15 protein-coding genes are annotated in these 13,774 nt (G+C 69.5%); 8 read left to right on the plus strand and 7 right to left on the minus strand.

The window, feature by feature from the left end:
* The first annotated feature begins 33 nt into the window (after window positions 1–33).
* The 3 genes from ACQP2F_RS31520 to ACQP2F_RS31530 are packed head-to-tail and all read left to right on the plus strand — an operon-like array spanning window position 34 to window position 3,766.
* Complete coding sequence (locus ACQP2F_RS31520) at window positions 34–1,140, plus strand: thiamine pyrophosphate-dependent enzyme (RefSeq protein WP_433293801.1); 1,107 nt, start codon at window positions 34–36, stop codon at window positions 1,138–1,140.
* Entirely contained in the window at window positions 1,137–2,123 is a 987-nt protein-coding gene (locus ACQP2F_RS31525) for an alpha-ketoacid dehydrogenase subunit beta (RefSeq protein ID WP_433293803.1), read from the plus strand. Before ACQP2F_RS31520 ends, ACQP2F_RS31525 begins: the two co-directional genes overlap by 4 nt.
* Entirely contained in the window at window positions 2,120–3,766 is a 1,647-nt protein-coding gene (locus ACQP2F_RS31530; protein WP_433293805.1) for a dihydrolipoamide acetyltransferase family protein, read from the plus strand. Before ACQP2F_RS31525 ends, ACQP2F_RS31530 begins: the two co-directional genes overlap by 4 nt.
* Window positions 3,767–3,778: 12 nt before the next feature.
* Here ACQP2F_RS31530 and ACQP2F_RS31535 read toward each other — a convergent pair whose 3' ends face one another.
* Genes ACQP2F_RS31535 through ACQP2F_RS31560 form a run of 6 tightly spaced genes read right to left on the minus strand, consistent with a single transcriptional unit; the run spans window position 3,779 to window position 9,952 of the window.
* A complete protein-coding gene (locus ACQP2F_RS31535; RefSeq protein WP_433293807.1) occupies window positions 3,779–4,723 on the minus strand; it encodes a class I mannose-6-phosphate isomerase in 945 nt (314 codons plus the stop codon).
* Window positions 4,720–5,940, minus strand: coding sequence for an ADP-dependent glucokinase/phosphofructokinase (locus ACQP2F_RS31540; RefSeq protein WP_433293809.1), 1,221 nt, complete (start codon window positions 5,938–5,940; stop codon window positions 4,720–4,722). The genes ACQP2F_RS31535 and ACQP2F_RS31540 overlap by 4 nt, the downstream gene beginning before the upstream one ends.
* Window position 5,941: 1 nt before the next feature.
* On the minus strand, window positions 5,942–6,805 hold the full coding sequence (locus tag ACQP2F_RS31545) for a ketose-bisphosphate aldolase (RefSeq protein ID WP_433293811.1): 864 nt from the start codon (window positions 6,803–6,805) through the stop codon (window positions 5,942–5,944).
* Between the two features lie 23 nt (window positions 6,806–6,828).
* Window positions 6,829–7,674, minus strand: a complete 846-nt coding sequence (locus ACQP2F_RS31550; RefSeq protein ID WP_433293813.1) for a carbohydrate ABC transporter permease — start codon at window positions 7,672–7,674, stop codon at window positions 6,829–6,831.
* Between the two features lies 1 nt (window position 7,675).
* Window positions 7,676–8,605 carry a carbohydrate ABC transporter permease gene (locus ACQP2F_RS31555; protein WP_433293815.1) on the minus strand — a complete coding sequence of 310 codons (930 nt, stop codon included), beginning with the start codon at window positions 8,603–8,605 and terminating at the stop codon, window positions 7,676–7,678.
* A gap of 57 nt (window positions 8,606–8,662) precedes the next feature.
* The gene (locus ACQP2F_RS31560; protein WP_433293817.1) at window positions 8,663–9,952 is read right to left on the minus strand and encodes an ABC transporter substrate-binding protein; all 1,290 of its coding nucleotides are present in this window, start codon (window positions 9,950–9,952) and stop codon (window positions 8,663–8,665) included.
* A 272-nt stretch (window positions 9,953–10,224) separates the two neighbouring features.
* On the opposite strand from ACQP2F_RS31560, the gene ACQP2F_RS31565 reads away from it, so the two are divergent.
* The gene (locus ACQP2F_RS31565; protein WP_433293819.1) at window positions 10,225–11,049 is read left to right on the plus strand and encodes a DeoR/GlpR family DNA-binding transcription regulator; all 825 of its coding nucleotides are present in this window, start codon (window positions 10,225–10,227) and stop codon (window positions 11,047–11,049) included.
* Between the two features lie 51 nt (window positions 11,050–11,100).
* Here the strand turns inward: ACQP2F_RS31565 and ACQP2F_RS31570 are convergent, their stop codons facing one another.
* Complete coding sequence (locus ACQP2F_RS31570) at window positions 11,101–12,036, minus strand: aldo/keto reductase (protein ID WP_433293821.1); 936 nt, start codon at window positions 12,034–12,036, stop codon at window positions 11,101–11,103.
* Between the two features lie 222 nt (window positions 12,037–12,258).
* Here ACQP2F_RS31570 and ACQP2F_RS31575 point away from each other — a divergent pair, with 222 nt between their 5' ends.
* The 4 genes from ACQP2F_RS31575 to ACQP2F_RS31590 all read left to right on the plus strand — a co-directional run bounded on the left by ACQP2F_RS31575 (window position 12,259) and on the right by ACQP2F_RS31590 (window position 13,704).
* Entirely contained in the window at window positions 12,259–12,462 is a 204-nt protein-coding gene (locus ACQP2F_RS31575) for a cold-shock protein (protein WP_433293823.1), read from the plus strand.
* A 246-nt stretch (window positions 12,463–12,708) separates the two neighbouring features.
* Window positions 12,709–13,035: a PadR family transcriptional regulator gene (locus tag ACQP2F_RS31580; protein ID WP_433293825.1), complete on the plus strand. Its 327-nt coding sequence runs from the start codon at window positions 12,709–12,711 to the stop codon at window positions 13,033–13,035.
* Window positions 13,032–13,388 (plus strand): DUF1048 domain-containing protein, encoded by a 357-nt coding sequence (locus tag ACQP2F_RS31585; RefSeq protein WP_433293827.1) that lies wholly within the window; start codon window positions 13,032–13,034, stop codon window positions 13,386–13,388. Before ACQP2F_RS31580 ends, ACQP2F_RS31585 begins: the two co-directional genes overlap by 4 nt.
* A gap of 1 nt (window position 13,389) precedes the next feature.
* On the plus strand, window positions 13,390–13,704 hold the full coding sequence (locus ACQP2F_RS31590; protein WP_433293829.1) for a DUF1048 domain-containing protein: 315 nt from the start codon (window positions 13,390–13,392) through the stop codon (window positions 13,702–13,704).
* The last annotated feature ends 70 nt before the right edge of the window (window positions 13,705–13,774 follow it).

A 13,774-nucleotide genomic window follows, 5' to 3' on the forward strand; every position in this document is an offset into this window, starting at 1 on the left:
GATCGGAGACGTCTTCTCGCCTTTCCCGCGAATATGGAATCCGAAAGACGGCCCGCGCAGGATTCCACCATGACACGTGACCCGAGTCTCATGCTGCCGTCGGCCGATCCCGTCCAGCTGATCGACCCCTCGGGCGCCGCGACCGGCGAACCCCTGCCCGATCGCGCGGCCCTGCTCCGGGCGTACGGCGACCTGGTGATCGCCCGGCGCCTCAACGACCAGGCCAACGCGCTCGTCCGGCAGGGCCGGCTCGCGGTCTACCCCTCCTCCCACGGCCAGGAGGCGTGCCAGGTCGCCGCCGCGCACGTGCTGGCCGACGGCGACTGGCTGTTCCCGACCTACCGCGACACGGCCGCGGCCGTCGCCCGCGGTGTCGACCCGGTCGAGGTGCTGGTGCTGCTCAAGGGCGACTGGCATGCCGGCTACGACCCGTACGAGAAGAAGGTCGCCCCGCAGGCCACGCCGCTCGCCACCCAGCTGTTGCACGCGGTCGGGGTCGGGCACGCCGCCACGCTGCGCGGCGAGCCCACGGTCGTGATGGCGCTCTGCGGCGACGGCGCGACCAGCGAGGGCGACTTCCACGAGGCGCTGAACTTCGCGGCCGTCTTCAAGGCGCCGGTCGTCTTCTTCGTGCAGAACAACGAGTACGCGATCTCGGTGCCGCTGGCCCGCCAGTCGGTCGCGCCGTCGCTGGCGCACAAGGCCATCGGTTACGGCATGCCCGGCGAGCGGGTGGACGGCAACGATGTGGCGGCGCTGCTGACCGTGCTCGGGGACGCCGTCGCGCGGGCCCGCCGCGGCGAGGGACCGCAGCTGGTCGAGGCGCACACCTACCGGATGCAGGCGCACACCAACGCCGACGACGCGACCCGCTACCGGGACGAGGCCGACGTGGCCGCGTGGGTTGCCCGCGACCCGATCACCCGCCTTTCGTCGTTCCTCGCGCTCTCCGACGCTCAGGTGGCGGCTTTCGCCGAAGCGGCCGAGAAGGTGGCGGCGCACACCCGGGCCGGCCTCAACCTCGACGTCGACCCGCGCCCCGACGACCTCTTCGATTACGTGTACGCCGAGCGCACGCCCCAGCTGAAGGAACAGGCCGCGGTCGTCGCCGACGAACTGGCCCGGGAGGCCGGCCGATGACGCACGAGAAGCTGTCGATGGCCCAGGCGCTGAACCGGGCCCTGCGCGACGCCCTCGCCGACGACCCGTCCGTGCTCGTCTTCGGCGAGGACGTCGGCCAGCTCGGCGGCGTCTTCCGGATCACCGACGGCCTCACCGCCCAGTTCGGCGAGACCCGCTGCTTCGACACCCCGCTGGCCGAGTCCGGGATCGTCGGCGTCGCCGTCGGCCTCGCCATGAACGGCATGCGTCCCGTGGTCGAGATGCAGTTCGACGCCTTCGCCTACCCCGCCTTCGAGCAGATCGTCAGCCACGTGGCGAAGATGCGGAACCGCACCCGCGGGCGCGTCACCGTGCCGATGGTGATCAGGATCCCGTACGCCGGGGGGATCGGCGGCGTGGAACACCACTGCGACTCGTCCGAGGCCTATTACGCGCACACGCCCGGCCTGCACGTGGTCGCCCCGTCGAACGCCACCGACGCGTACTACCTGCTGCGGGAGGCGATCGCCTCGCCCGACCCGGTGGTGTTCCTGGAGCCGAAGAAGCTCTACTGGTCGAAGGAGGAGGTCGACTTCGGCACGCCGGTCCCCGGCATCGGCAGGGCCGCGGTCGTCCGCGCGGGCACCGACGCCACCCTCATCGCGTACGGCCCCACCGTTCCCACCGCGCTCGAGGCGGCCGAGGTCGCCGCCCAGGAGGGCCGCAGCCTCCAGGTGGTCGACGTCCGCTCGATAGTCCCGTTCGACGACGAGACCGTCTGCGCCGCCGTCCGCTCGACCGGCCGCGCCGTGGTCGTGGCCGAGGCCGCCGGTTTCGCCGGCGTCGCCGCCGAGATCGCGGCCCGGGTGAGCGAGCGCTGCTTCCACTCACTGGCCGCCCCCGTGCGCCGGGTGACCGGCTTCGACATCCCGTTCCCCCCGCCCAAGCTCGAGCACTTCCAGCTGCCCGGGGTGGACCGCATCCTCGACGCCGTCGACGACCTTCAGTGGGAGGACGCATGACCACCGCGACCGCACAGGTCTTCCTGCTGCCCGACCTGGGCGAGGGCCTGACCGAGGCGGAGATCGTACGCTGGCTGGTAGCCGTGGGCGACGAGGTCGCGGTCGACCAGCCGATCGTCGAGGTCGAGACCGCGAAGTCGCTGGTCGAGGTCCCGTCCCCGTTCGCCGGGAGGGTAGCCGTCCGGCACGGCCCCGAGGGCTCGGTCCTGACCGTAGGCACCCCCCTGATCACCGTCGACGCCCTTTCCCCGGCCGGCGAGGCATATCGGGAGGAGGAGCGGGCCGGCTCCGGCAACGTCCTGATCGGCTACGGCACGGCGGCCACCCACGGCAAGGGACGCCGCCGACGCCCCCGGGCCGCAGCCACTCCCCCGTCATCCACATCGCCGATCGCACCGGCCTCGCGCCCCGCTCCGGCTCCGGCTCCGGCTCCCGCTCCCGCTCCGGCTCCGGCTCCGGCTCCGGCTCCGCACGCCGCGCCCGCTTCGCAGACCGTTACGGGATCGCCGACATCGGCCACATCGCAGGCAGCGCCGGGATCGCCCACGCCACCCGCACCGCAGACCGTGCCCGGATCGCCCGCGCCGCCCGCACCGCAAACCGTGCCCGGATCGCCCACATCTCCCAGATCGTCCACGCCCTCGGCACCGCCCACCGGATCCGCCGCTCTCGGCACACCGCCACCGCTCGGGCCACCCACTCAGCCGGCACCGCCCGCTCAGCCCGCGCCAACACCCGCCGCGCCGCCACTCGTGATCTCTCCGCTGGTCCGCGCCCTGGCTCGCGACAACGGCATCGATCTGCGCTCCGTGACGCCGACCGGCGCAGGCGGCGTCATCACCCGTGCCGACGTTCAAAATCAAATCGCCGCGGCGCAAACGCCGCCGCCACCCCCGCCCTCAATGGGTGGGCGCAGCGTATCGCCTCGGACCGACAACTTCGGCCCGTCATCCACAGGCGGCGAACGCCGAACCCCTCTCAGCGGCTTCCGCAAAGCCGTAGCGGCCACCCTCTCCCGCAGCCGCGCCGAGATCCCCGAAGCAACCGTCTGGGCCGACGTGGACGCCACCCCGCTGTGGGAGCTCCGCCGATCGAATCCCACCGGTCCCGGCCTGATCGCCTATCTGGCCCGCTTCACCGTGGCCGCCCTGAAGGCCTACCCCGTCTTCAACGCCCGCCTGGAGAGGGACAACGACCGCGACGAGATAGTCGAGCTCGACCACATCAACCTCGGCCTCGCCGTCCAGGGTGACCGCGGCCTCGTCGTGCCGGCCGTCATGGACGCCGGCCGGCTGACCACCACCGATCTCGACCGGGAGATCCGCGCGATCACCCAGCGCGCCCGCGAAGGCCGCGTCACGCCCGCCGAGCTGACCGCCGGCACGTTCACGCTCAACAACTACGGCAGCTTCAACGTGGACGGCAGCGCGGCGATCATCAACCATCCGCAGGTGGCGATCCTCGGCTTCGGGCGGATCATGGACCGGCCCTGGGTCGTCGACGGGCAGATCTGCGTCCGGAAGATCACGCAGATGTCGTTCGTCTTCGACCATCGGGTCTGTGACGGCGGCACGGCGGCGGGCTTCATGCGGGCGGTGGCCGACGCCGTCGAGAACCCGGCGTCGGCGATAGCCCGACTGTAAGAAACAGAAAACCTAGCCGGCCAACCGGATCGCCTCGATCTGGCCTTCGAGGACGAGCGGCCCGGCGGCGTACGGGACCAGCAGCGTGTCACCCCGCCGGAGGGACAGGTCGTCGGTCTCGCCGCGCAGGCGGCCCTCGCCGGCCACCGCGACCAGCACGCTGAACCCCTGCGCCAGGCGGTCACCACCGTAGAGGCGGCGGGCGGAGAAGAACTCGTCCGCCGCCGGCGGCAGCAGGTGGGCCGCGTCGCCGCGCAGGCCGGCCAGGCGGGACGGCGTCCACGCGTTGCGGTCGACGCACTGCAGCGCCAGGTCGTAGCCGAGCCCGAGGTGCCCGTCCGCGAGCCCGAACCCCTCGTACTCCAGCAGCACCGAGAAGTCCGTCGGCTCCTGCACCTCGACCAGCAGGATGCCGTCGCCGATCGCGTGCGGCAGGCCGGCCGGGCAGAGGATCGCGTCGCCCGCGGCCACCGGGATCTTGTTGGTCGCGGCGAGCATCTCGTCGGTCTTCTGCCCACTCACCCAGCCGGCGAGCTCCTCGGCCGCGACATCACGATCAAAACCGAGGTGGACGTACGCGTCGGGGCGCGCTTCGACGATCACCCAGGCTTCCGTCTTCCCGTACGGCGAGGCCAGATGCGTGGTCGCGAAGCGCCGGTCGGGATGGACGTGCAGGGGCAGGCGCTGACCGGCGTCGAGCAGCTTCACCAGCACGCCGGTGTCGGTGCGCTCCGGGCCCAGCCACCAGCGCGGATCGGCGGCGATCGCATCGGCCAGCACCCGCCCGTCGGCCAGCGTGGAGAGCCCGGACGGGGCGAGGCCGAACCGGGTGGTCGTCGAGCCGACCCAGTCCTCCGGCCGATCGGGCAGCGCCGGCACGTTGCGGAACGCGGCGATCCGGCCGGCGCCGCGGTAGAACGTCTCGGGCTGGTTGGCGCCCAGTGCCTCGACCGTCATGAGAGTCCCTTCTTGGCCACCGACGCCAGGAAACCCCCGACGAACGTGTCTCCCAGTCCGACCGTAGTGGGATCGGGAACGTCCAGCGCGAATCCCGCCACACAGTGGACGGCGTCGCCCAGCCGGGCACGCAGCGCGGCCGCGAACGCGACCGACTCCGGGCGGCGGGGCAGCGACCGCAACCGGGCGACGTCGGCGTCGGTGAAGTCGTCGCCGTGGACGTACCGGGCGGCGGCCATGACCGTGCCGGTGTCCAGGGCGCCGGCATGGTCGCCGGCGTCGTCGCCGGCCCCGAGCGCCAGCGCCCAGTACTTGGTGTGCAGCACCAGCGTCGGCACCGGGATCAGCGCGTGCACGGCGGTGAGAGCGTCGGCGACGTCGGCCGCGTCGAGCAGGTCGACCGGCCGCCCCAGGTACGCCTGGAGCTCGTCCTCGTTCAGCCCGTAGACGTCGATCCGGTCGAGCAGCGCCTCCCGGACCCGGGCGCTGAAGGCCGGCTCGTGGTACGCCGCGTCCTCGAAGTAGGTCACCGCGTCGTCCGGCAGCTGCCGCATGTGCTCGCGCAGCGCGGCCAGCCGTACGTCGAGCTCGGCCCGGTCGCGCATGGCGTTGAAGCCGGAGATCAGGAAGACGCCGGCCTTGCCGAGCCGGTCGCCGAGGTCGTCGGTGAGCCGCATGTCGCCGTTGGCCGGGTCGTTGACGTAGATCAGCCGGTTCGGGTACGGCGCGTGGATGTCGATGTCGTTGGCGCGGATCCACAGCCCCTGGTCGTACTGGACGATCAGGTGCGGGTAGAAGGTGTCCCCGGCGCCGCTGGTGATGTACTCGGTGCCGGGCGGCAGCAGGCGGCGGAACGTGTCGTTGACGGTGACCAGGTGCAGGGTCGAGGGCACGCCGAGCCGGCTCATCAGGATCCCGGCCCGCACCGACGTGCCGCCGAGCGTCTGCCGGTGCGGGAACCGGTCCGCGAAGGTGGACAGGGCCGGGGCGGAGGCGACGTAGTGCTCGCCGCCCCCGCCCCGGGCCACGTATCCGAGGATGGACACGACCAGGTCCCGCTCGCTGGCGACCCAGCCGCTGCCCGGGGCCGGCGAGGTCAGCTCCGCGGCGACGATGCCGTGGTCGACGATCAGCTTCTCCAGGACCGCCGCCGTCAGCTTCAGCTCGTAGTCGACGCAGCCGCCGAGACCGAGAAGGACACGGGAGGGGTCGGCCATCTCAGTAGAGCGAACCCTTGCCCTCGGCCCCGAACAGCTGGATCTTGTGGGCGGCAACGACCTGCATAGCGCGAATGCATTCAGGTTGGATGGCGTTCGGCTCGCGCAGCTTCGAGTCGGTGCCGAGCACCTCGCGCATCTTGTCGTGGTACGCGACCTTGATGTCGGTCGAGATGTTGATCTTGTTGATACCGATCCGGGCGGCCTCGCGGATCTCGTCGTCCGGGTTGCCGGAACCACCGTGCAGCACCAGCGGGATGCCGAGCCGGCCCTTGATCTCCTTGAGCAGGTCGAGCTTCAGCTCCGGCTTGAGGTCCTTCGGGTAGAAGCCGTGGAACGTGCCGATCGCGATGGCCAGGCTGTCGACCCCGGTCTGCTCGACGAAGGTCACGGCGTCGTCCGGGTCGGTGTAGATGATCTCGGCGGCGCCGGCCTCGGCGTACGAGTCGTTGCCGCCGATCGTGCCGAGCTCACCCTCGACCGAGACGCCGAGCACGTGCGCGGCCTCGGTGACCTGCTTGGTGATCGCGATGTTCTCCTCGAACGGCTTGAGCGAGCCGTCGATCATCACCGACGTGAAGCCGTACTGGAAGGCCTGCAGCATCTGGGCGAAGTCGGCGCCGTGGTCCCAGTGAATGGCGATCGGGACGCTCGACCGGTGGGCCCGCGCGGCGATGGCCGGGATCAGGTCGGCGCCGATGTGCCGGACCTCGTCGGGGTGGATGGCGACGATCAGGGGCGCGTCGGTCTCCTCGCTGATCTCCACGATGCCCTGGAACATCGCCCAGTCGCTGATGTTGAAGGCGGGCACGGCGAAGCTGTGCTCGTTGGCGACATCGAGGATCGCCTTGCCGGTCGTCAGCATTACGGTGTTTCTCCTTTGAGAGGTCAGGCCTTGACGGCACCGGCGGTGAGCCCACCGATGAACCGCTTCTGGAAGAGCAGGAAGAGGACCAGGACCGGGATCGAGCCGAGGATGCTCATCGCCATCATCTGGTTCCACTCGTACGAGTGCTGGCCCATGAGCAGCTGGATCCCGATCGGCACCGTGCGCATGTCGTCGGTACGGGTCAGCGTGAGCGCGAAGAGGTACTCGTTCCACGAGATCATGAACGTGTAGACGCCGACCGCGATCAGGCCCGGGACCGAGATCGGCACGAGGATCCGCCACAGCGCGGTCCAGCCGTTGCCGCCGTCGACCTTGACGGACTCGTCCAGCTCTTTCGGCAGGGTGTTCAGGTACGCGGTGATCATGATGATCGCGTACGGGAGGGTGAACACCATGTGGGTGAGGATCAGGCCGGGATAGGTGTTGTACAGCCCGAGCGCGACGACGAGCCCGAAGTACGGAATGACGAGCGTGATCGGCGGCACGGCCTGCACACTGACGATCACCGCGTTGATGGTCTTCTGGAACGGGAAGGTGAAGCGGCTGAACGCGTAGCCGGCCAGCAGCGCCACCAGCAGGGTCAGGACCGTCACCGCGATGGCGACGATGTAGCTGTTGGCGAAGAACCGCAGCTGGGCGGGGTTGCCCAGGATCTCGGTGTACGCGTGCAGCGAGAAGCCCTTGGTCAGCAGCCGGGGCGGGTTCTGGAAGACCTCGCCGTTGTTCTTGAACGAGGTCGACAGCATCCACAGCACCGGCAGGCCGGCGAACAGGGCGCCGAGGACGAGCCCGGCGATGACACCGGTCTTCGCCAGGGTGCGGCGGGTCTTGACGGTGGTCGCCATCTCAGCGCTCCCTCTGCTGACGGACGTAGAAGAAGGCCAGGATCATCGTCAGCAGCAGCACGATCACGGCGGCGGCCGAGGCGGTCGAGAACTCGTACTCGCTGAAGGCCTGTTTGTAGGTGTAGGTGCTGAGCATCTCGGTGGTGTTCAGCGGCCCGCCGCCGGTCGTCATCCAGATCAGCGCGAACTGCTGGGACGTCCAGATCAGGTCGAGCACGGCCATGCTGATGATCACCGGCCGCAGCTGGGGCAGGGTGACGTGCCGGAAGCGCTGGAACCAGTTCGTGCCGTCGACGGCCGCCGCCTCGTACAGGTCGCCGGGAATGCCCTGGAGGCCGGCCAGCAAGCTGATCATGAAGAACGGGTAGCCGGACCAGATGTTGATGAAGGTGACCGCCCAGAGCGCCGTGCCCGGGTCGCCCAGCCAGTTCACGCCCTGCTCGATCAGGCCCAGCGTGTGCAGGACGTAGTTGACGACGCCGGACGGGTCGAGCAGCAGCCGCCAGATGACGGCGATGACCGCGATCGTGAACAGCCAGGGCAGGATGTAGACGATCCGGAAGATGGCCTTGGTGACCCCGCCCAGCAGCGGCGAGTTCAGCATCATCGCGAACGTCAGGCCGAGGACCAGGTGGGCCACCATGCTGACGGTGATGAAGATCGCGGTGTTCTTGATCGCGGCCAGGAAGTCGGGGTCGGTGAGCACCGTCGTGTAGTTGGCGAACCCGGCGAAGACCGAGTTGTCCTGGACGATCACGTTGTCCCGGAACGAGTAGCTGATCACCATGACGATGGGGACCACCATCAGGACCACGATCAGCACGATCGTCGGGGACAGATAGCCGTACGGGATCAGGCGCCGGGCGACGGTCTTCTTGGCGGGCGCCGCCTGGTCGACCGTGGGGGCGGTCTTGGAGGCGATCAAAGTCATGGCTGTTCTCCTTCGTCGGGCGCCGCGCCTCTCGCCGAGGCGCGGCGCCCGGGCGGACTACTCGATCACCGAGGACCAGGACTGCTGGGCCTTGGCGAGCGCGTCGTCGACACTCGACTTGCCGGTCAGCACGAGCTGGAGCTGCTCGTCGAAGCTGCGCATCAGGTCCTCGGACTTGGGCAGGCCGACGAACTCGTTGGCCGGGTAGCCCTGCTGGTAGATGCCGAAGGCGGTCTTGAACAGCGGGTCGCTGTCACCGAAGTCGGGCTGGGCGGTCTTGTTGCCGGGGAAGCCGTTCGCGATCGTGCTGAGCTTGGCGTTGGTGTCCTTGCTCATCAGGTAGGACACGAACTTGAACGCCTCGGCCTTGTGCTTGGTGCTGTTGGAGATGCCGATGCCCCAGGACGCGTACGGGATGCCGCGCTTGCCGGTGTAGCCGTCCTCGGCCGGCAGGGCCGCCACCTCGAACTTGAGTTTCGGCGCGTTCTTCTTGATCAGGTTGATGTGCGCGAGCGAGTCGATCATCATGCCGACCTGGCCGTTGGTGAACTTCTCGACCTTGTCCTGCTCCTTCATGGTGAGCGAGCCGGGTGCGATGACGCCCGCGTCGTTCAGGCTCTTCACGTACTCGACGGTGCTCTTGACCGGCGGGGTCTGCAGGGCCGGCTTGCCGTCGGCCAGCATGCTGCCGCCGGATGCCCACAGCCAGGACATGACGTCGTTCTGGATGCCGTTGGGGACCGCCGTGTCGAGCGGAAGGGCCCAGCCCTTGACGCCGTTGCCGGTGGCGCTGATCTTCTTGGCCGCGTCGAGGAACTCGGTGCGCGTGGACGGCGTCTTGGTCACGCCGGCCTTGGCCAGCAGGTCCTTGTTGACGAACAGCGGGTAGACGAAGTTGACCACCGGGATCATGTACGTCTTGCCCTTGTACTGAACCTGGCTGGCCAGCTGGCTGCCGTCGTAGTTCGCGTCGGTCATCAGCTTGGACAGGTCGGTGATCGCGCCCTGCTTGGCGAAGTCGTTGACCCAGGCGCCGTCGAGGCCGACCACGTCGGGCAGGGTCTTCGAGGCGGCACCGGTGATCAGCTGCTGCTTGGTCGAGGCGTACGGCGCGCTCAGCAGTTTGATCTTGATGGTCGGATTCTGCGTCGTGAAATCGTTGACGATCTTGTCGAACTCCCCGGCCGGAAGCTCGGCCCCCCACCACTGGGCGAACTCCAGCGTGACGTTGCCGCCGGAGGTCGCGTCGTCCGAGCCCCCGCCGCCGCACGCCGCCACGAACGCGACCGTCGTGGCCGCCGTCACCGCCCCTATCACTCGCCTCAGCCGGGTTGCACGAACCGCCATGATGGCTCCTTCTATCGAGATCTTTCCGTTCTCTGCTGCGTTGGCGTCACGTTAGCAGCGTGTTACAGATGGATACAAGAGAAGAACAGCAGAAAACTGCGGAGTACGGCATACTGTTGCGCCATGGGACATCCTCGAAGCCGCCGTTCGCCCTGGGCAGAGCCGCGTTTGGGCCGGTCGTGCCCATCCTTGCGGCTCTTCGCGGCTCCGCGCAGCGATGTGCTCAATGGACACGCGGCTGTGGCATACTGCCGCACTGACAAGGGGGAACAGTGAGCGTTGACAGGGACGAGCGGCCGCGCCATCTACCTGCCGGACGCAAGGCTCAGCTCGCGGCCTATGTCGCCGACACCGGTCAGGTCACCGTCGGTGAGCTGGCCGAACGCTTCGGCGTCTCGATCGACACGGTCCGGCGCGACCTCGATCAACTGGCCGCCGAGGGCAGCCTCGTGCGCACGTACGGCGGGGCCGTCAGCCTGTCGACCGTCTCCCGCACCGACCGCGCCGTCGATCAGCGCCTCACCGTGCAGGAGCAGGAGAAGGAGAAGATCGCGGCGCTGGCCGCGACCCTGGTCCAGGACGGCTCGACCATCATGATCAACGGCGGCACCACCACGCTCGCCCTGGCCAAGTGCCTGGGCCAGCACCGCGAGCTGACGGTGGCGACCAACAACCTGCTGGTGCCGGGCGCGCTGCCGCCGGCCGCGATCCGCGACATCTACGTCTTCGGCGGCGCGGTCCGCTCGCTCACGCTGGCCACCATCGGGCCGGTCAGCTTCCGCGCCAACACCGGCGCCGAGCTCGACATCAGCTGCGACCTGGCGCTGATCGGCGTCGGCGCGGTCTCGGCCGAGGCCGGCTACACGACCAGCAACCTGGCCGAGGCGGCGATGATGCAGGAGATGATCTCCCGCGCCGCCCGGGTCGCGATCCTGGCCGACTCGTCGAAGTTCGGCCGGCGGCTGTTCGCCCAGGTGTCCGAGCTCGGCGCCGCCGACTACCTGATCACCGACAACCCGCCGCCGCCGGACCTGCGCGAGGCCCTGGCGGCGAACGGCGTGGAGCTGATGACCCCGAAGGCGGCGGTCGCCCGCTGAGCGGCTTGTCGCCGGCGGCGGTCGGCCACGGGCGGCGTTCCGCAGGCGGCGCTAGCGCCAGGGCAGCCGGGAGCGCTCCTGCCAGTAACGCTCGGCTGGAATCGCCAGGTCGCCGGCGTGGCCGGCGTGGTCAGCGTCGCCCGCGTGGCCGGCGTCGCCGGCCGGACCGGCGGCCAGGTCGGACGCGCGCAGGTTCGACCTCAGCTGCTCGACGGTCGCGGCGCCGGAGAGCACGATCGTCGCCCACCTTTGGCGCAGCGCCGCGGCGAGGGCGACCGCGTCGCCCGGCTCACCGGCCAGGCGGCCGTTGGCCAGCGCCTCCTTCACGATGACCAGGCAGCCGGCGTCGTGCGCCTCGGCCAGCGCCGGGCCGGCGCTCGGCTCGAGCAGGTTCCAGGTCGCCTGCACGCTGCGGAACAGCGGCCGCCCGCCGACCTCGACCCGCAGCGCGGCCCGGATCGCCTCGGCCTGGGCCGGCCCGCTGGTCGACAACCCGACCACGACACCGAGCCCGGCCAGCCGGCGGTGCAGCCGCGTGTCGTGCAGGGCGGGGCTGTCGGGCGTGACGGAGTGGATCTGATAGAGGTCGAGCCGGTCGCCGAGCAGGGCCCGCGTCTCCGCGTACTGGCGCTCGAAGGAGCCGAGGCTGTGGTCCTTGACCTCGTGCACCTCGGCGTCGACCCGCCAGCCGGCCGTGTAGGTGTATCCCCACTTGCTGCCCACCACCACGTCGTCGTGCCCGTCCAGCCATCCGGCCAGGAACTCCTCGGCCCGCCCGTACGACCGGGCGACGTCGAAGTACCGGACGCCGGCCGTGTACGCCGCGTCGAGGATCTCGTGCGCCCGGGCGCGCATCGCCTCGACGGTCCGCCGCTCCGGCAGGTCCGCCTCCCGGCCGAGATTGATGTAGCCGGGCCGGCCGACCGCCGCCAGACCCAGCCCGATCCGCGACGCCCCGGCCAGCCGCTCGACGATGTCGGTCTCCATGACGCCATCTTCGCTCAACCGGTGGGCCTGCCTGGCTTCCCGGCCACCGCTGCGCTACGGTGGCAGCGTTGCAGTTTTGATTCTCCTAAGACGTGATCGGCGCCTGTTGGGTCATCTGAGACCCGCCAGGCGTTTTTTGTTTTCGTCGTAAGTTCCCGGGGCGATCAATGCCGTGACGCGCGGCTCGCAAGGTGCGGGCCGCACAGCTGGCAAGGAGAAAAAATGGCCACCGGTACCGTGAAGTGGTTCAACGGCGACAAGGGCTTCGGCTTCATCACCCAGGACGACGGCGGCAAGGACGTGTTCGCGCACTTCTCCGCCATCGCGACCTCGGGCTACCGCACCCTCGAGGAGAACCAGCGGGTGGAGTTCGACGTCGCGCAGGGCGCCAAGGGTCTTCAGGCGGAGAACATCCGTCCGCTCTGATCCGAGCGGCCCGGCGGTTCCGCAGAGACTCGCCGGGCACGACGGCGGCCGATCGTTCCAGGTTGCAGATCCGCGACATCCGCGTGATCTCCCGGGACGGTCGGCCGTCTTCGTTTTCCCCTTTCTCCTCGCTACTCGATACTTTTCTCCTCGCTACTCGGTACTACCGGATAGCGGTACCCGGTGTTACCGTATAGCGGTACCCGGTGCTACGGGGTACCGCGCGGGGCGAGAGGGGAGCCGGGGATGGAAGACCTGACCGAGATGCTGAAGGGCACGCTCGAGGGCTGCGTCCTCGAGATCATCAACGGCGAGGAGACCTACGGGTACGCGATCACGCGCCGGCTGAACGATCTCGGCTTCACCGACGTCATCGACGGGACCGTCTACACGATCCTGCTGCGGCTGGAGCGCAACGGGCTCGTACAGGTGACGAAACGACCGTCCGAAGTGGGCCCGCCGCGCAAGTTCTACGCGCTCAACGACGCCGGGCGGCGGGAGCTCGCGACGTTCTGGGCGAAATGGGAGTACGTCTCGTCACGCATCGACAGGCTCAAGGAGGGCGGGCGATGAGCTTCTGGCAGACCATCACCGGCAGCGATCTCACCCGGGATTGGACGGCGTTCGAGGCCCGGGCCGCGGCGCTGCCGGCCGATCACCGGGCCGCATGGGAACAGATCAAGGGCAACCTCTTCCCGTACGGCAACTTCTCCGGCCGCAACCTCATGCCGATCGCCGATGCCGCTCTCGCGCTGCTCGAGGAGTCCGCGGCCGAGGGCCTGAGCGCGCACGAGGTCATCGGCGACGACATCCCCGGATTCTGCGCGGCACTGGCCGGCGGCGAGGGCGCCCGCACCTACCGCGACCGGTGGCGCGCGCAGTTGAACCGGAACGTCGCCCGCAAACTGGCCCGGCTGGGAGGCTGACATGGGCATTCACGACATCATCGAGGGCAAGCGGCAGTGGCGTGCGCACGTGGCCCGGGTCAAGGCCCTCCCGCCGGACTACCGGATCGTCTACCAGGAGATGCAGCGGTACCTCTTCAAGGTCGGCCCGGTCGGCCTCGCCGACGGCACCCTGCTCTCCGAGATCCTCGACTTCTTCGCCGAGGGCGCCGCGTCCGGCAAGGGAGTCCTCGAGCTCATCGGCACCGACGTCGCCGCCTTCACCGACGGCCTGATCCAGGACTCCCCCACCTACGCGGAGGTCTACCAGCGATCCATCAAAGACCCCCGCGCGTAGGGCCTTCGATCATGGGGTGACGCCGCTTTCCTGGGTTGGCGCCGCTTTCCTGGGTTGGCGCTGCTTTCCT

Origin of the sequence: Actinoplanes sp. CA-030573 (assembly GCF_050951115.1) — a bacterium.
Classification (GTDB): Bacteria; Actinomycetota; Actinomycetes; order Mycobacteriales; family Micromonosporaceae; genus Actinoplanes.